Source organism: Agrobacterium sp. LEGMi-208b (genome assembly GCF_059511785.1).
On sequence record NZ_CM183445.1, the window covers coordinates 441,781 to 459,494 of the forward strand.

Sequence of the window (17,714 nt, forward strand, 5' to 3'; positions counted from 1 at the left end):
ACTCCACCGGCATGCATCACGCGCATTTCCTCTGAGGCAGCAGGCGTTCAAGGGGAACGGCGGGCGAATAAAGATAGCCCTGCCCGAAGCGGATGCCCATCTGCATCAGCATTCGGCTCTGCTCTTCGGTCTCTATGCCCTCCGTCACAAGCTTGGCGCCATATCGCTCGGCACTTTCAAAAGCGAGCACAACGGCGTCCCTGAAGCGCGCCTGATCGAGCCGGGATGTCATCCAATGATCGATCTTCACCTCTTCGAAGGGAAACCTTGCCAGCAGAGTGAGCGCGGCGTAGCCGGTGCCGAAATCATCGAGCGCCATCCGTATGCCGGCTGCAAACAGCTCATCGAAATTGTGCTGCACGGCATCGATGCTCGGCATCTTGCTCATTTCCGTCACCTCGATCGACAGCCGATATGCCGGGACCCCCTCCGCCTGCAGCAAGGCCACCACCCTCGCCCCGAAACGCGCGGTCGCAAAAGACGACGCGGAGATATTCACGGCGAGATGGAAATCCGCATCGACATCCCGTAACTCGGCAAGGTCGCGAACCACCGCCTCGATGGTCGACCATTCGAAATCCACCAGCAGCCGGTGGCGTTCGGCGATCTCCAGCACATAATAGGGCGAAAGCGCCTGCCCATTTGTATCGACCGCCCGTAAAAGCGCCTCGGCACCGACCATGCGGCGGGTGTGAATTTCAAACTTGGGCTGATAAAATATCGGCGGCTTTCCATTTTTGATCCAACGGACCAGCATCTGCCGCACGCCCTCGTCCCGCGCCGCTTTCTCGGCGAAAGAGAAGGGGAAAATCTGCACGGGATTTTCGCTCCGCCTCAGCGCCAGGCTGAGATGCCTGAGGAAGGAGGCCACGTTCTGATCCGGGACCATTTCCAGATTCGCCGCACCGAGTTTGAAATGCGGGACCGGACCTGCCTCCGCGGTTCGGAAAAAGGAGATCAGCCCCTCGTGCAGATGCATGACAAGGCTGGCGCTTTCCGATTTCTCCAGCGAGATCCCCGCAACGACCACCGCAAGCGTCGCGTCTCCAAACATGAAGCTGCATGGCGCATTGGCCTTCGACAACAGACCGTTATCGTCGTCACAGACCTCCTGCGCCAGTTTGGGCCAGAAAAGATCGGCCCAATCCTCGCCCTGATAGGCCGCGACATCGGCAATATTGACGATTTCTATCAGCAGCAGCGCGTGCGGCACGGCCGGTGTCTGGAGTGTCGTCATTTCGATATGGTCTTTGAGCGCACGCCGGTTGGGCAGGCCGGTCAGCGAATCCGTCCGCGCGGCAACGTCGCGTTTTTTCGCCGCTTCCCGCGCCCGCGCTTCGCTGCGCAGGACAAGGAAGAGACAGGCGATCATCGGCAGGCCGACACCCGCGCCGACAATGCGACGTCCGACATTGCTCAGAAACAGCTCTTCACCGATCATGCCGAGGAGATAGGTCACGCAAACCGCGAACAGCACCGCAAAAATCCTGATCGCGAAAACCCCTGCGATCTCCCGTATGCCGAGTTCGGTGAGATGACGCCCGCGCATCCAGCCATAGACGGCGATGCCGAAAGCGGAGATGATGCTCATATCCAGAAATGCGGCCCCAAAAAGGGCAGGACCGCCGAACAGGTAACGCGCCGCGGAGATAAACGCCAGACCTATCAACCCACCCTGCCAGGATCCCAGCACCCCCGCCAGAAACAACAGGTCCGAGCGGATATAGGGCTTGGACGGCAACTGGATGAACTCGGAAACCAGGAGCGTCAGCAGAAAGCCGGTCACTCCGAAAACCACCCCGTAATAAACCTTATAACGCACATCATTAAAAGCGATGGTCCGGTGCAGGAGCATCAGCACGGACAACATGCCAACCACGGCCGCCGCCTGAAGCAGCAGGAATGGAAGTTCGGCGGCGGATGCAGCCGCCTGGGCAACGATCAGTTCCATCATTTGTAACTCACGGTTAAATATCGGCGCTGGCGCCCGAATTTCAGCAGCTGGCCTTCACAAATCCAGCTTTTGCGCAGGGATAAAAACAGCATCATCCCCACCTGACCCGGACGATCTCTGCCAGGGCCGTCGCACCGGCGACGCCCTCAGAACAGTCATTGCCAAACAAATACCTCACGTCTCCATCCCCTTTGAAATAATTCAATATAAAACTAAATTAAAAAACAATAATTTTCAAACTTATATTAAAATACAATAGTTAAAATCGGATTATGACAAAAATAAAACATTCAAATCGAAAACAATAATTACTAAAATCGACTTATTCTGTATTGTCGATGAAGCACTCATGCATCTTGTCATGATGCTGCGATATGAAAAATGACGGGGCCTTCGGGATCGATCGCCTTGCCCCTTCGGTCGTTTCTGCTAAAACCCTATAAAGTCACACTTTATTCCATGAAGCACTCAAACGGATTCCTCTCCATGTCAGCCATCAAGCTTGCCATCGTCGGCGTCGGTAAAATCGTTCGCGACCAGCATCTTCCCGCCATCGCAGGCAATCCGGATTTCGAATTGATCTGCACCGCGAGCCGCCACGGCACCGTCGACGGCGTTTCTTCCTATGGCACCATTGAGGCCATGCTGGAGGCGGAACCGGCAATCGATGCGGTTTCACTGTGCATGCCGCCGCAATATCGCTACGAGGCGGCTTACGCGGCGCTGAATGCCGGCAAGCATGTCTTCCTTGAAAAGCCGCCGGGCGCGACGCTTTCGGAGGTGCAGGATCTCGTTCGGCTTGCGGATTCGAAGGGCCTTTCGCTGTTTGCCAGCTGGCATTCGCGTTATGCGCCGGCGGTGGAGGCGGCGAAGGCGTTTCTGGCCTCGACGAAAATCGACAGCGTGCATGTGATCTGGAAAGAGGATGTGCGTCATTGGCACCCGAACCAGGCCTGGATCTGGCAGGCGGGCGGTCTCGGCGTGTTCGATCCCGGCATCAATGCGCTCTCGATCATCACCCACATCCTGCCGCGCGCGCTGTTCCTGACCAAGGCGACGCTGGAATTCCCGGAAAACCGCGACGCCCCGATCGCCGCCGACCTGCATTTTTCCGATGTGACGAAGACGCCCGTTCATGCCGAATTCGACTGGCGCCAGACCGGCAAGCAGAGCTGGGACATCATTGCCGAGACGGCAGCGGGACAAATGGTGCTGTCCGAAGGCGGCGCCAAGCTCTCGATCAATGGCGAAGACAAACTCTCCCAGCCGGAACGGGAATATCCGGCCCTTTACGAGCGCTTCTCCGAGATCATCAAGGCAGGCCGCTCGGACGTCGATCTTGCGCCGCTGACCCATGTGGCCGACGCCTTCCTGCTCGGCCGCCACAAATTCGTGGATTCCTTCTACGACTGAGAAGCCGAAGCGCTTCCCGAAGGACAGTGCCTCAAAGGGCGCGGCTGACGAAGCGGTCGCGCCCTGAATTTTTGGCCTGATACAGCGCTTCATCAACGCTGCAAAGCAGCGTTGCCCGGTCCGTACCCGCCTGCGGAGCAAGCGCGCCACCGATGCTGAGGCGGGCGTCGACATCCTGCCCGTCCACGTCAAAGGGGTTGCGGAAAGCGGCCAGAAGCCGGTCCGCCATCCCGCTCATGATATCGGGGGTGCCGGGCCGCGGTATAAAAATCGCGAATTCATCGCCGCCCATACGCACGACAATGTCCTCCCTGCGGATTGCCTTGCGAATACGTCCGGCGGCGGCGGTCAGAACGCGGTCGCCCGCGGGATGGCCGAATGTGTCATTGATGGTCTTGAAACCGTCGAGATCCAGATAGAGCACACCGAAGGCCTCGTTTGCACGCAGGGCCGCGCCGAGCTGGCCGTCGACGATCGCCTCCAGCGCCTTGCGATTATAAAAACTGGTCAGCGGATCGGTCATCGCCGCATTGCGCAATTCGCGTTCGGCAAGACTCATGGTGAAATTGGCTTTCTGAAGCCGCAGCATTGCGGCCGCCAGCAGCGCGAAGTGTCTGAGATTGTCGATTTCGATGCCGGAAAAATTTCTCGGCACCGTATCGACCAGACAAAAGGCGCCGACAACAAGACCGGGCTCAAGCTCGATCGGCGCGCCCGCATAGGAACGCAGTTCCGGGCCGCCTTTCACATAGGACATGAAGCGGAAATGCGGATGCTCGGTCAGATCGGAAATCACCACCACATCCTGTTTGGCGATGACGCGGTTGCAGATCGACAGATCGCGCGGGCATTCCGACAGCTGCATTCCCGATTGCTCGGCGACATGAAGCCAATCCTCGTCGACAATATTGATTGCCGCACGTGCCACGCCAAACACCCCCTGCCCCAGCTGCGACAGCACTTTCAGTTCCGGCATCTCGGCATTCTTGAAAGACATGATCGACCGCACCGCCACCAGACGCTCCATTTCCCCGTCCGGTCGTGAAATCGCCTGTCCCATGCTCATGTCCTTCTGCTGTTTTGCCTGCGGCAGCCTTTGACCGGATCAAACGACCGGCCCCATGAAAGCCCACATCTGTCCGGGTGCTTTCCTTTCGGCGCATAATGCAAAAACCGGCAATTAACGCCACGTGCGAATTTTTGCCGGTCTGTTTGCATATGGAACCAATCGTGGAAATATCCAACCTGCGGTGCGATCAGGCCTTTTTCTGCCAGCGGCCTTCTGGCGACTGCTGCCAATAGGTCAGGGAGTGCCCCTCCGTCTTCAGCCTTTTCCAATGGTTACGTGCCATTTCCAGCTGGTAGGCGTCGTATCCGTCGAACATGAAGACAACGCGTTCATAAGCTTCCACCGCAGGCGGCTCGGCGCCATCGACGAGAAAGCGCACGCTCGCCGCATTGGCGTTCTCATCCGAGGCCGTCAGGAGAATCGGCTGGCTTTGCGGCGCGGACGAGGTGTCGGTGGCGTGCGGCAGGAAGCTGTCGTCACGAAAGGTCCACAGATGCGTGTCGAGGAAATCACGGCGCTCCTCGCCCACCGTCTGGATCGCGACCTTCCAGCCGCGTTCCAGCGATTTCTCGAGCAAGGGCGGCAAGGCGTCCTCCAGCTTCGATTCCGTCAGATGGTAGAACAGAATTTCAGTCATCCGCAGACGTGCCGCCCCACTCGCTTCAATCTTCGTAGTGGGCGCGAACGAGCTCGTTCAGCAGACGCACGCCGTAGCCCGATCCCCAGGACTGGTTGATCTCGGTCAGCGGCGAACCCATGGCGGTACCGGCGATATCGAGATGCGCCCACGGCGTTTCGCCCACGAAACGCTTGAGGAACTGCGCGGCGGTGACGGAACCCGCCAGCCGGCCGGAGCTGTTCTTCATGTCGGCGAATTTGGAATCGATGATCTTGTCGTAATCCTTGCCGAGCGGCATGCGCCACAGCTTCTCGGCCGTCGCCTCTCCCGCCTGAGCAAGCCGCGCGGCCAGTTCGTCGTCGTTGGAGAAAAGCCCGGCCTGCAGATTACCCAGCGCGACGGTGATCGCGCCCGTCAGCGTGGCGAGGTTGATCATGAATTTCGGGTTGAAGCGGTCCTTGGTGTACCAGAGCGCATCGGCCAGAACCAGCCGGCCTTCGGCATCTGTGTTGATGATCTCGATGGTCTGGCCGGACATTGACGTGACGATATCGCCGGGGCGCTGCGCGTTGCCATCAGGCATGTTTTCCACAAGGCCGATGACGCCGATCACATTTGCCTTGGCCTTGCGGGCCGCAAGCACATGCATCAGGCCGGTGACTGCAGCAGCACCGCCCATGTCACCCTTCATGTCTTCCATGTTGAGGCCGGGCTTCAGCGAAATGCCGCCGGTGTCGAAAACGACGCCCTTGCCGACAAAGGCAATGGGTTCATCTTTCTTCGAACCACCGTTCCACTGCATGACCGCAAGCCGTGGCGGACGCGCCGAGCCCTGCGCCACGCCGAGAAGCGCATTCATGCCGAGCTTCTTCAGTTCCTTCTCGCCGAGGATTTCGACATCGACGCCGAGCTTGCGCAGTTCCTCCGCCTTTTCGGCGAACTCAACGGGGCCAAGCACGTTCGGTGGCAGGTTAACGAGATCACGCGCCAGAACCACGCCGCCGGCAACGGCTTCCGACACGGCAAAGGCCTTTTCCGCGTCCTTGTGGGCGGCGGTTACGATGGTGACGTCGACTTTCTTCGGCGTCTTTTCCTCATCGGACTTTTTCTTGGTCTTGTAGGCATCGAAACTATAGGCGCGCAGCAGCAGGCCAAGCGCGAAGTCCGCGGCCGCCTCGGCACTCGCCTCAACGCCCGGGGCATCGAGATAGATGACGACCTTGTCCGCCTTTTTGAAATGAGCGGCCGCGGTGCCGCCGGCGCGTAGCCAGTCATGGGCGACCAGTTTCGACGGCTTGCCCAGCCCGATGACGAGCAGCCGGTCAGCGGCCGAACCCTGCGGTGCGATGACGTCGAGCGTCGCCATGGATTTTGCGGAAAAGCCGGAAATCTTCGCCGCCCTCTCGATCACCCCGCCCGGATCGGCCTCGGAAGCACCGGCGACGGCCTGTGCGTCACCCGAGGCCTGCAGCACGATGGCCAGGGCATTTTCCAGTACGGCGGAATTGGCGAAAGAAATATCGAATTTGGCGGACATGTTTTCCTGCTCTTCTTCTACGACTTGCACGATGCGGATGATCATGGCCTTTTCGGCCCCGGGCGCAACCCCGCATTCTTTAACGGCCTACAGTCGTTAAAGGAAAGGCATTTTTGTGGAATGCGAAATCACGTCATGAAACCGACAGCTTGTTCCACAAAAAGACACAGGCGATGGAAAAATCGTCGCGCAAAACATATTTGTGAGCATGCCGGAATAGCCAATTGCCAACGATGCGATTAGATAGGCGAAAATTCGGCGAGCGATCGCACGGAAAAACAATGTCGAACAGGGCCGTATGAAGCTTCTCGAGAACTATATCCTGCGGCGGACAACGCAGATGTTTCTGGTCGCGCTGCTGCCGGTGCTGGCCATCATCTGGACCATCCAGGTTCTCCAGAGAATCAACCTCGTGACCGATACGGGCCAGTCGATGGGTTCCTTCATGGCGCTCGCGACGATGATCCTGCCGACGCTCATTCCCGTGGTCCTGCCTTTTGCGCTCGTCATCGGCATCACCCAGATCTTCACGACGATGAACAATGATTCCGAGCTTGCCATCATCGATGCGGCCGGAGCGCCGCGTTCGGTGATGTATCGCCCGGTTCTCATTCTGGCCGCCGTTCTGAGCGCGCTTTCCTTCACCATCACCAATTTCATCGAGCCGCCCGCCCGCAGCTCGGCCCGGCAGATGGTGGCCGCCGCCTATGCCGACCTTCTGTCCTCGGTGATCGAGGAAAAGACCTTCCGCACCATTCAGGACGGCCTTTACGTGCAGATCGCCCAGCGGCAGGGCCGTATCCTCAAGGGCCTGTTCGTCGCCGACCGCCGCGATCCGAATTTCGACCTCATCTATTATGCCAAGGAAGGCATGATCGACGAGAGCGGCACGTCTCTCACCATGCGCGACGGCGAAGTGCAGCAGAAGACGCCGGACGGCAAGGTCTCGATCGTCAAGTTCCTGTCCTATGCCTTCGACCTCTCGACCATGTCGGAAAAGCAGGATTCGGAACCCTCGCTTTCCCCCGGTGATGCAAGCCTCGGCTTCCTTCTTTCCCCGGACGAGAACAATGCGAGCTACAAGCGCTCACCGGAGAATTTCCGCAGCGAGCTGCACAAGCGCCTGTCGGACTGGATGTTCGCCTTCTCCTTCGCGCTGATTTCACTGGTCATCGCCGCCGATGCCCGTTCTCACCGCGAGGCGCGCCTGCATCCAATGGTCGCCGCACTGGTGACGGCCTTCATGCTGCGCTGGCTTGGTTTTTACGTCACCAATCAGATCAAGCAGAGCGCGGCTTTCATTCCGCTGGTCTATGCCGTGCCGGGCCTCAGCGGCGGCGCCGCCGCCTTCATTCTGCTGACCGGCCGCAAGCCGAAAATGCCGAAAGTCATCGCCGATACGATGGGTCGCCTGCGCCGTCTCTTCTCCAGCCGGATGGCGAAAAACCCTGGGAGCGGCAACGCATGATTTTCAACACGCTCTCCCGGTATTTCCTGAAACGATATCTGATCACCGCCATCTGGTTCGTGCTCGGCGTATCCTCGATCATTTACCTTGCCGATTTCAGCGAAACGGCACGGCGCATGTCCGGCCTGCCCGGCTACTCGGTTCCGGCCGCCCTTGGCCTGACGGCGCTCCGCCTGCCGTTGATCCTGCAGCAGACCGTGCCCTTCATCGCGCTTTTCGTCGGCATGACGACGCTGATCTCGCTCAACCGCCGTTACGAACTGGTGGTGACGCGCGCCGCCGGCATTTCCGCCTGGCAGTTCATCCTTCCCTTCGTGCTCGGCGCGGTTTTCATCGGTATCCTGTCGGTCACGATACTGAACCCCATCGCGGCATGGGGTCAGAACAAGTCGCTGGCGATGGAAGCCGGCCTGCGCAACGAGGCAGGTGGCGGCCGCCAGCAGGAGATCGTTCCGTGGATGCGCCAGTCGAGCGGCGGCCAGGATACGATCATCGGCGCCAAGAGCTTCGAAGACAACGGAACGATGCTTCTCGACGTGGTTCTCATCGACCTCGACAAGGGCGGAAACATCGTCTCGCGGAAGGATGCGAAGTCGGCTAAATTGGAAGATGGTTACTGGCTTCTTAACGGCGTTACGGAAACGCGCGCCGGCCATGTGCCAGTTCGGCAAGAGAGCATGCGGATCAGTACCAATCTGAGACGGGAATTCGTCCAGGAGCGCATGACGCAGACGGAAACCGTTGCTTTCTTTGACCTTTCTCACAAGATCGAAGTTGCAAAGTCCTTTGGACTATCTTCGAAGGCGCTTGAGACGCAGTATCATTTCCTGCTATCGACGCCCCTGCTTCTGGTCGCGATGACCTTGATCGCCGCGACCGTTTCATTAAAGTTCAGCCGCTTCGCCCAATCGCGCTCCGTGATTCTGGGTGGAATCGTTTCCGGCTTCGTGCTTTATGTAGTAACCGTGCTCGTAAGGGCATTCGGGAGTGGTGGTGTTGTCCCTCCCACCGTCGCGGTCTGGGTTCCAGTCATCGTGGCGTTGGCTTTGGGGGCAACCATTCTGCTTCATCAGGAGGACGGCTAAGTGGCGGTAATTGACCGCGGGAATATCAGGCGGCTTTGGACGGCCCTTCTGACAGGTGCCGCTGTGTGCGCGTATTTGGCATCCAGCCCGGTCGCTTTCGGCCAGGATGGACTGCTTGCGTCGGCAAGCCAAGACGATTCGAAACTCCTGCTTACAGCAAATGAACTGACCTATAATCGCGATTCCCAGCGCGTGATCGCGAAGGGCGTGGTTCGCATGAAATATTCGGGCTACCGCATGGTGGCCCAGCAAGTGGAATACAACCAGCAGACCGGCCGCGTGATTGCCCATGGCAACATCGAGCTGATCGAGCCGGGCGGCAACAAGATCTATGCCGACGAGATGGACGTCACTGACGATTTCGGTCAGGGCTTCGTCAACGCGCTGCGCGTCGAGACCACGGACAATACCCGTATTGCGGGTGAAAGCGCCGAGCGTCTCGAAGGCGACATGATGGTGCTTAACAACGGTGTCTACACCGCGTGTCTGCCCTGCGCCGAGCGGCCCGAAAAGGCGCCGCTGTGGCAGGTCAAGGCCGAGCGCGTCATTCAGGACGGCAAGACCCATACGGTGCGGCTGGAAAAGGCCCGCCTCCAGCTTTTCGGCCATTCGATCGCCTATCTGCCGTTCCTTACGGTTCCGGACAATACGGTTAAGCGCAAATCCGGCTTCCTGTTCCCGCAGATGAGCATTACCGACAATCTCGGTTTCGGTATCGGCGTCCCCTATTTCCAGGTTCTGTCCGACACATCGGACGTGACCGTCACGCCGACCTATTACACGACGCAGGGTCTGCTTTTGCAGGCGGAATTGCGCCAGCGCTTCGAAACCGGCATGCACACGGTCACGATCGCCGGCATCAGCCAGCAGAAGTCCGAAACCTTCACGGCCGGCACCAGCGATGCCCTCAACGACAATCGCGGCATGATCGCAAGCAAGGGTGATTTCTCGATCAACCCGCGCTGGGCCTTCGGCTGGGATGCCATGGTGCAGACCGACAATAACTTTTCGCGCACCTATGGGCTGAAGGGTTATAAAAACGACGTCCAGACCAACCAGATTTATCTGACCGGTGCGAGTGAGCGTAACAGCTTCGAAGCCCGCGGCTATTATTTCAACGTTCAGGATACGGACAATACCGAAGCCAAGGAACGCAAGCAGGCAATCGTCCATCCGGTTGTCGACTATCGCTATTTCGTACCCGATCCGGTTTATGGCGGCGAACTTTCGCTGACCACCAATCTGACGAGCATCACGCGCCTGAGGCAGGATGCTTACGCGCTCGGCGGTTATCCGCGTTTCAGCGGACTTGAGGGTGACTATACGCGCCTTTCCACCGAAGCCGAGTGGAAGCGTACCTTCACGATGGACAGTGGCCTGCAGATCACGCCGATCCTTGCCGCGCGCGGCGACGCGCTCTGGTCGGACATGTCCCCTGCGGCCTTCACCTCGGGCGGCACCTCCTATGCCTATGAGGGCATGATGAATGACGGCGCGGCTTTCCGCGGCATGGTCACCGGTGGTCTGGAAGTGCGTTATCCCTGGCTGTTCACGGCGCTCAACAGCAGCCACGTGATCGAGCCGATTGCGCAGATTTTCGTGCGTCCGAACGAACAATATGCCGGCCGTCTTCCGAACGAGGACGCACAGGCCTTCGTCTTCGACGCGACCAATCTGTTCGAACGCGACAAATTCTCCGGTTACGACCGGATCGAAGGCGGCACGCGCGCCAATATCGGCTTCCGTTATAACGGTACGTTCGACAACGGCTACGGCGTTCGCGCCATTGCCGGTCAATCCTTCCATCTGGCGGGCGACAATTCCTTCGCCTCCTACGATCTCGTCAATGCAGGCGCCAATTCCGGCCTTGAATCCGACCGTTCGGACTACGTCGCCATGGCTGCTTTCGATGCGCCGATCGGTCTTTCGCTGTCGTCGAGCCTGCGTCTCGACAAGGACGATTTCGACATCAACCGCTCGGAGACCGGCATCAGCTACTCGGACCGCCGCCTTACCGGCAAGCTCAGCTATACGCAGGTCAAGGCGCAGCCGAAATACGGCTATAATGAAGACCGCGATATCATCCAGGCGTCCGGTACGCTGCGCATGGACGACAACTGGTCGCTGTTCGGCTCGATCAACTACGATCTGAACGGCAAGTTTGCCGCTGAACGCCGCATCGGCATTGCCTATCAGGATGAGTGCACGATCTTGACGGTCAGCTACTCTGACGAAGGCAATATCAACTCCAGCCGCCAGGCCGCCAATGACTGGTCGATCAATGCTCGCCTGGCCTTCCGTACGCTCGGCGATATCAGCGTCGGCTCCGCCAATGAGGACTGGAACGACATGGATATTGGCTGGAAGCCAAACAACTATTGAGTTTAGAGGCAGGTCACGCAGCATCGTGGCCTGCCTTTTTACCATTTGGCCAGTAAAGCCACGGTTTCGCCGCAACAACACGCCAATGTCGGCCGCGCATGGAACCTATCGGGTTTTCTTTCAACAAACCGACACATTGCCGTCTTGCGGATCGCGATGATATATACGTGGCAAATTCGCGGTGCGGATGCAAAAGGGCAGGTCTGAAAAGCGGGAGAGTTCTATATTCCCCCCATCAGGCAGAACAGATTGGCGGGACAGGGCAACAGGACCCTGCCCGACGAAAGGGAGAAGGATATGATGAATTTCGGAAAGACGGCTTTGCGTGGCGCTGCTTTCGCCTTTGCGATATTCGCCGTTCCCATGGCCGTTGTGCCCTATGCCGGCCAGGCCTTCGCCGACAGCACCGTCAAGATCGTCGTCAACAAGACCCCCATCACCAATGATGATATTGCCAGGCGCGTCGCGTTTCTGAAGCTGCAGCGCCAGTCCGGCAACCTCAATGAAAAGGCGCGTGAGCAGCTGGTCGATGAGGCGCTGAAACGCGAAGAAATCGGCCGCGTGAAAATGTCGGTCAGCACCGACGATGTCGATGCGGCCTTCGCGCGCTTCGCCGGCAACAACAAGATGACGCCGCAGCAATTGACGAAGGTGCTTTCGCAGGCGGGTGTCGGAGCCGACCATTTCAAGGCCTTCATCGCCGTTCAGATGAGCTGGCCACGCCTTGTCAACGCCCGTTATGGCGCACGCGGCAAGATGTCGACGCAGGATCTCGTTACCCGCCTGAAGGAACGCGGCGACAAGCCCGTCACCACGGAATATTTCCTGCAGCAGATCATCTTCGTTGTCCCGGAATCGAAACGCAACGCCATTACCGGCAAGCGCAAGGCCGAGGCTGAAGCCTCGCGCAAGCGTTACCCCGGCTGTGACCAGGCCATGAGCTTCGCCGCGACCATGCGCGACGTGGCGATCAAGGATCTCGGCCGCATTCTGGCGCCAGAGCTGCCGGAAGACTGGAAGGCGCTGGTGGAAAAGACCAAGGAAGGCGGCACCACCGGTACGCGTGTGACCGAAAAGGGCGTCGAATATCTGGCCATCTGCAAGCAGCGACAGGTGTCCGACGACTATGCGGCTGAAATGGTATTCAAGTCCGAGGACCTGATGAAGGCCAAGGACGGCGAAAACCCGAACGAAAAGAAATATATGGATGAGCTGCGCAAGAAGGCGCAGATCGTCAACACCTGATATTGATAAAAGAGCCGGGTCTTTCCGTGACATATGCATCCCTGCCGCTTGCCCTGACACAGGGAGATCCAGCCGGTATCGGCCCCGACATCGCCATCACCGCCTGGGCAAAGCGCCGGGAGAACGGCGTGCCGCCGTTCATTTTCATCGGCGACCCCGATGTGGTGGCGAGCCGTGCGGCGCTGATCGGTGTCCCGGTCAATATCGAGACCTGCGATGCGGAAAGTGCCGTCGGCCTGTTCGAACGCGCTTTCCCCGTCCTTCCTCTTCCTGTCGGTTTCGAGGTGCAGGCGGGTCAGCCGCATGTCGGAGCGGCGCATGCGACGATCAAGGCCATCGAGACCGCCGTTTCCCTGACGGTCGAGGGCAAGGCTGCGGCTGTCGTTACCAATCCGATCGCGAAATCCGTACTTTACGAAGCGGGTTTCGGCTTCCCCGGTCATACGGAATTTCTGGCCGATCTCGCCTTGCGACAGACCGGCGAGCACGTCATCCCGGTCATGATGATTGCCGGACCCAAGGTCCGTGTCGTCCCGGTGACGATCCATATCCCCGTAAAAGACGTGCCGACCGCTCTCACCGAAGAGTTGATCGTCACGACCTGCCGGATCATCGATGCCGATCTCCGGCAGAAATTCGGCATCGAGGCGCCGCGTCTGGCGGTTGCCGGCCTCAACCCGCATGCGGGTGAAGATGGCGCACTGGGCACCGAGGATCGCGATATCGTTCACCCGGCGACCATGCGGTTGCGGAAGGACGGGATCGATGCTTTCGGCCCCCTGCCCGCCGACACCATGTTCCACGATGCCGCCCGCAAGCGTTATGACGTGGCGGTGTGCATGTATCACGATCAGGCGCTCATTCCGGCCAAGGCGCTCGGCTTCGACGATTCCGTCAATGTCACGCTCGGCCTGCCCTTCATCCGCACCTCGCCCGACCATGGCACCGCCTTCGGCATTGCCGGCCAGGGCATAGCCAATGAGGCGAGCCTTGTGGCGGCGCTGAAGATGGCGGCGGAAATCTCCCTCCGCAGCCGGGCGAACGCATAATGGCGGCCATCGACGGACTGCCGCCGCTGCGTGATGTCATAGAGCGCCACGGGCTCGACGCGAAGAAATCGCTCGGCCAGAACTTCCTGTTCGACCTCAACCTCACCCAGAAGATCGCCAGGACGGCAGGGCCGCTGGACGGCGTGACGGTGATCGAGGTCGGCCCGGGGCCTGGCGGCCTCACCCGCGCCATTCTTTCGCTTGGGGCGAAAAAGGTCATAGCCGTCGAACGCGACAGCCGCTGCCTGCCGGCGCTGGCCGAAATCGAAGCGCATTATCCCGGACGGCTCGAAGTCATCGAGGGCGACGCTCTCAAGACCGATTTCGAGGCTCTAGTTCCCGCCGGCGAACCGGTGCGGATCATCGCCAACCTGCCATACAATGTCGGCACGCAATTGCTGGTCAACTGGCTGCTGCCGAGGGAATGGCCACCCTTCTGGCTGTCCATGACGCTGATGTTCCAGAAAGAAGTCGGGCAGCGCATCGTGGCGAAAGAAGGTGACAATCATTATGGCCGGCTGGGCGTTCTCGCCGGCTGGCGCACGGTCGCCGAGATGGCTTTCGACGTCCCGCCACAGGCCTTCAGCCCGCCGCCGAAGGTGACCTCCACCGTCGTGCATCTGCTGCCGAAGAACAAGCCGCTGCCCTGCGATGTCGCCAAGCTTGAAAAGGTCACGGAAGCCGCCTTCGGCCAGCGCCGCAAGATGCTGCGCCAGAGCGTGAAAAGCCTTGGCGGCGAGGTGCTGCTGGAAAAAGCGGGGATCGATCCCACACGGCGAGCGGAGACGCTGTCGGTGGAGGAATTCGTCACTTTGGCGAATTGCCTGTAAGTCCCGCCATGTGATGTGCGATTCCAAACGGCGGGACACGGGTTCGTGGACGCCGCGAATAAAGGAACAAGCGCGTGGAAAGTGCCGGTTTTCACTACAAGCTCGACATTCCCGCCGAACGACCTGATTGCGCAGTTGTCTTGTTGCATGGATCAGGACGAACGGAAGACGACCTTATTTCGTTTGGCCGCGCCGTCTTTCCCAAGGGTGCCTTATACGCGCCGAGAGGCGCTGTTCCCTGGGAGAATGGCTTCGCATTTTTTCGCAGAAAACCCGACAGACAGCTCGATATTGACGATCTGAAACATCAGGCCGCCAGACTATGCCGGTTTATCACCATGGTCTTTCAGCAGACGGGGCAAAGACCCTTTCTCGTCGGATATTCGAACGGTGCGATCGTGGCGGCTGAAACGATATGTCAGGACCGTCATCTGTCGAAAGGCGCCATCCTGCTTCGCCCGCTATCTCCAAGGAAGGATCAATCTCTTCCGAACCTTGCGGGGTATCCGGCACTGCTGCTGGCCGGCGTCGACGACGAACGGCGTCACCCCTCCGATGGGCCGCATTTGGCCGAGCAACTGAGGTCAGCCGGCGCTGATACCGTTCTGGAAACAATCAACACGGGCCACGGCTGGGCGGAAGACGCAGCAGACGAGCAATTATCCCGCCAATGGCTGGCACGCTGGTCCATCGCGTAGCAACGGCATCGAAAATTAAACCCAGTTCTCAACTCGCAAGCCGGGCATTCGGACAAACTCACGCATATTGTTGGTCACGACAACGAGCCCTTCGCTTCGAGCATGGCCACCAATCTGCATATCGTGAACGCCGCAGGGCGTTCCGACCCGGACAAGTTCGGCTCTGATCTGCCCGTAATGCGCAGCACCTTTATCGGCGAAGGGCAGAACCTCAAGGCGGGCAGTGAAATTCTCTATGGCATTGAGATTTTCCTGACGCCGGGCAGATTTCTCCGCACCATAGTGGAGTTCGCCAAGCGTAATACTCGAAATACAGAGTTGATCCGCTGAACTATTGAATTTTTCCAGTAAAGCTGGAGGATAAGTCTTCATCACATAGATGCATATATTGGTGTCGAGCATATATGTGAGCATCAGAAGGACTCTCGCTCCTCCGATGTTGGCTCTTCGCGATCGGATAGAAAATCATCCGTCACGCGCGGACCAGTCAAGAAGAGATCATTCCAGCGCTTGCCATGTGGCACGATAACGCGCGTAAGACCAACTTTCAAAACGTCGACCTTATGCACATCGTCCGGAAAAGCCACAGTCTTTGGTAACCTGACGGCTTGACTGCGATTAGTTATGAAAACTGTAGACGTAGCCATTGACGAAGCCTCGTATATCCCATCAGGATATACATAACCCTCCCTTCACTCCGCTTCAAGGTCTTTGCCCGGTAGTCGGCCATCAGAGCGCAGATATCGTCGTGGCAGCGACAACCCGGCCCAAAATCAAAACGCTGGCCTCTGCTTGCCTGTCAGAGCTTCGGCTCTTCTTCGAGCAATGCCCGCACGAAATCGAACATACCATGGCGGCGGTCGCGGCGGACGCGTTCGGCCTTCACGATGGCTTCGACGGCTTCGAAGGCGGCCTGCAGGTCGTCATTGAGGATGACATAGTCATAGTCGCGCCAGTGTTCGATCTCGGCACGGGAATTGAGAAGCCGGGTCTTGATGACCTCTTCGGTATCCTCGGCGCGGCGATGCAGGCGCGATTGAAGTTCGGTCATGGTCGGCGGCAGGATGAAGATCGAAACGACGTCCGCTTTCATCTTGTCCTGCAGCTGCTCGGCGCCCTGCCAGTCGATATCGAACAACATGTCGCGACCGGCAGCCATGGCATCTTCCACCGGCCCACGCGGCGTGCCGTAAAAATTGCCGTGAACCTCCGCCCATTCCAGCAGCGCATCGCTATCCCGCAGGCGCTCGAATTCACGCGTGGAAATGAAATGGTAGTGGATGCCGTCAATCTCGCTCTGGCGGCGCGGGCGCGTCGTGACGCTGACGGACAGGCCGATATTCTTGTCCTTGTCGAGCAGGTTGCGCGCAATCGTGGATTTGCCTGCGCCCGATGGCGAAGAAATCACCAGCATCAACCCTCTGCGGGCAATCGTGACGGGAGAATTATTCACCGGGACCATGGGGTCTACTCCAGATTTTGGACCTGCTCGCGGAACTGGTCGATCACCACTTTCAGCTCTATGCCTGCTGCGGTTACCGCACTGGCGTTCGATTTGGAACAGATTGTATTCGACTCGCGGTTAAATTCCTGTGCAAGAAAATCGAGCTTGCGCCCTACCGGCCCGCCATTGGCCAAAAGCTCCCGCGACGCCTGAACATGGGCGTGCAGCCGGTCGATCTCTTCGCGCAGATCCGCCTTGGTGGCGATCAGCGCCGCCTCGGCATGCAGCCGGTCACGGTCGAGACCATGCAAGCCGTCACCGATGAGGGCTATCTGCTGGGCGAGCCGTGCCGCGATCTGCTCCGGATGGCGGGACGGATCGCTTTCAATGATGTCCGCGAGCTGCTCTATCCGGTTGATATGACCGGACAGGATGGCAAACAGCGACGCCCCTTCCCGCTCGCGCATATCCTTCAGCTTCTCGACCGCGGCTGCGAAGCCGGCAAGCACATCGCTATTACGCGCGGCCTGGGCCTCCGCGTCATCTTCCGCCTCACGAAAATCGACGAGCCCGCGCAGCGTGAGCAGCGTGTCGAAGCTCAGCGGCTTGTCTTCCACGACATCGCCAAGCTCCTTCTTGAGTGCCAGAACCGCCGCCAGGGCATCGCGGTTGACTACCGCCTCCAGCCGATTTTCCGCAATCGCCAGCGTCAGGCCCGCCTGAATGTTGCCGCGGGAAAGATGCTCGCCTGCGATTTCGCGCAGGGCCGTTTCCAGCGCTTCAAGACCGGTCGGCAGACGCAGCCGCACATCGAGCCCCTTGCCGTTCACCGAGCGCAATTCCCACGCCCAGCGGTACCGGCCGGAGGTTCCTTCGCTGCGTGCGAAACCGGTCATCGATTGCAATGTCATATCTGGAAGC

Annotated in this window: 16 protein-coding genes; 8 read left to right on the plus strand and 8 right to left on the minus strand. The window is 59.1% G+C overall.

Going from position 1 to position 17,714, the window contains the following annotated elements:
* Positions 1–16: 16 nt before the first annotated feature.
* The gene (locus tag AC5YUO_RS02195) at positions 17–1,954 is read right to left on the minus strand and encodes an EAL domain-containing protein (RefSeq protein ID WP_496154092.1); all 1,938 of its coding nucleotides are present in this window, start codon (positions 1,952–1,954) and stop codon (positions 17–19) included.
* A 486-nt stretch (positions 1,955–2,440) separates the two neighbouring features.
* Between AC5YUO_RS02195 and AC5YUO_RS02200 the strand changes: the two genes are divergently transcribed.
* Positions 2,441–3,367 carry a Gfo/Idh/MocA family protein gene (locus AC5YUO_RS02200; RefSeq protein ID WP_496154093.1) on the plus strand — a complete coding sequence of 309 codons (927 nt, stop codon included), beginning with the start codon at positions 2,441–2,443 and terminating at the stop codon, positions 3,365–3,367.
* A gap of 31 nt (positions 3,368–3,398) precedes the next feature.
* Here the strand turns inward: AC5YUO_RS02200 and AC5YUO_RS02205 are convergent, their stop codons facing one another.
* The 3 genes from AC5YUO_RS02205 to AC5YUO_RS02215 all read right to left on the minus strand — a co-directional run bounded on the left by AC5YUO_RS02205 (position 3,399) and on the right by AC5YUO_RS02215 (position 6,592).
* Entirely contained in the window at positions 3,399–4,427 is a 1,029-nt protein-coding gene (locus tag AC5YUO_RS02205; protein ID WP_496154891.1) for a sensor domain-containing diguanylate cyclase, read from the minus strand.
* Positions 4,428–4,623: 196 nt separating this feature from the next.
* Positions 4,624–5,073 (minus strand): DNA polymerase III subunit chi, encoded by a 450-nt coding sequence (locus tag AC5YUO_RS02210; RefSeq protein WP_400811994.1) that lies wholly within the window; start codon positions 5,071–5,073, stop codon positions 4,624–4,626.
* A gap of 25 nt (positions 5,074–5,098) precedes the next feature.
* Positions 5,099–6,592 (minus strand): leucyl aminopeptidase, encoded by a 1,494-nt coding sequence (locus AC5YUO_RS02215; protein ID WP_496154892.1) that lies wholly within the window; start codon positions 6,590–6,592, stop codon positions 5,099–5,101.
* Positions 6,593–6,890: 298 nt separating this feature from the next.
* Here AC5YUO_RS02215 and AC5YUO_RS02220 point away from each other — a divergent pair, with 298 nt between their 5' ends.
* From AC5YUO_RS02220 to AC5YUO_RS02250, 7 genes are all read left to right on the plus strand, one after another.
* Positions 6,891–8,060, plus strand: a complete 1,170-nt coding sequence (locus AC5YUO_RS02220; protein ID WP_400811992.1) for an LptF/LptG family permease — start codon at positions 6,891–6,893, stop codon at positions 8,058–8,060.
* Positions 8,057–9,145 carry an LPS export ABC transporter permease LptG gene (gene lptG / locus AC5YUO_RS02225; protein ID WP_400811991.1) on the plus strand — a complete coding sequence of 363 codons (1,089 nt, stop codon included), beginning with the start codon at positions 8,057–8,059 and terminating at the stop codon, positions 9,143–9,145. The genes AC5YUO_RS02220 and lptG overlap by 4 nt, the downstream gene beginning before the upstream one ends.
* Positions 9,146–11,527, plus strand: coding sequence for an LPS-assembly protein LptD (locus AC5YUO_RS02230; RefSeq protein ID WP_496154094.1), 2,382 nt, complete (start codon positions 9,146–9,148; stop codon positions 11,525–11,527). It begins immediately after the preceding gene.
* A 297-nt stretch (positions 11,528–11,824) separates the two neighbouring features.
* A complete protein-coding gene (locus AC5YUO_RS02235; protein WP_400811988.1) occupies positions 11,825–12,772 on the plus strand; it encodes a SurA N-terminal domain-containing protein in 948 nt (315 codons plus the stop codon).
* 26 nt (positions 12,773–12,798) lie between these two features.
* Positions 12,799–13,821 carry a 4-hydroxythreonine-4-phosphate dehydrogenase PdxA gene (gene pdxA / locus AC5YUO_RS02240; protein WP_496154095.1) on the plus strand — a complete coding sequence of 341 codons (1,023 nt, stop codon included), beginning with the start codon at positions 12,799–12,801 and terminating at the stop codon, positions 13,819–13,821.
* Entirely contained in the window at positions 13,821–14,651 is an 831-nt protein-coding gene (gene rsmA, locus AC5YUO_RS02245) for a 16S rRNA (adenine(1518)-N(6)/adenine(1519)-N(6))-dimethyltransferase RsmA (protein WP_496154096.1), read from the plus strand. Before pdxA ends, rsmA begins: the two co-directional genes overlap by 1 nt.
* 74 nt (positions 14,652–14,725) lie before the next feature.
* Positions 14,726–15,349, plus strand: coding sequence for an alpha/beta hydrolase (locus AC5YUO_RS02250; RefSeq protein ID WP_496154097.1), 624 nt, complete (start codon positions 14,726–14,728; stop codon positions 15,347–15,349).
* A 15-nt stretch (positions 15,350–15,364) separates the two neighbouring features.
* Here AC5YUO_RS02250 and vapC read toward each other — a convergent pair whose 3' ends face one another.
* From vapC to AC5YUO_RS02270, 4 genes are all read right to left on the minus strand, one after another.
* Positions 15,365–15,763 (minus strand): type II toxin-antitoxin system tRNA(fMet)-specific endonuclease VapC, encoded by a 399-nt coding sequence (vapC, locus tag AC5YUO_RS02255; RefSeq protein WP_496154098.1) that lies wholly within the window; start codon positions 15,761–15,763, stop codon positions 15,365–15,367.
* Positions 15,763–15,996 carry a type II toxin-antitoxin system VapB family antitoxin gene (gene vapB / locus AC5YUO_RS02260; RefSeq protein WP_400811978.1) on the minus strand — a complete coding sequence of 78 codons (234 nt, stop codon included), beginning with the start codon at positions 15,994–15,996 and terminating at the stop codon, positions 15,763–15,765. Before vapB ends, vapC begins: the two co-directional genes overlap by 1 nt.
* Before the next feature lie 152 nt (positions 15,997–16,148).
* Positions 16,149–16,811 (minus strand): guanylate kinase, encoded by a 663-nt coding sequence (gene gmk, locus AC5YUO_RS02265; protein ID WP_080817281.1) that lies wholly within the window; start codon positions 16,809–16,811, stop codon positions 16,149–16,151.
* A gap of 5 nt (positions 16,812–16,816) precedes the next feature.
* The gene (locus AC5YUO_RS02270) at positions 16,817–17,704 is read right to left on the minus strand and encodes a YicC/YloC family endoribonuclease (RefSeq protein ID WP_496154099.1); all 888 of its coding nucleotides are present in this window, start codon (positions 17,702–17,704) and stop codon (positions 16,817–16,819) included.
* Positions 17,705–17,714: the final 10 nt, after the last annotated feature.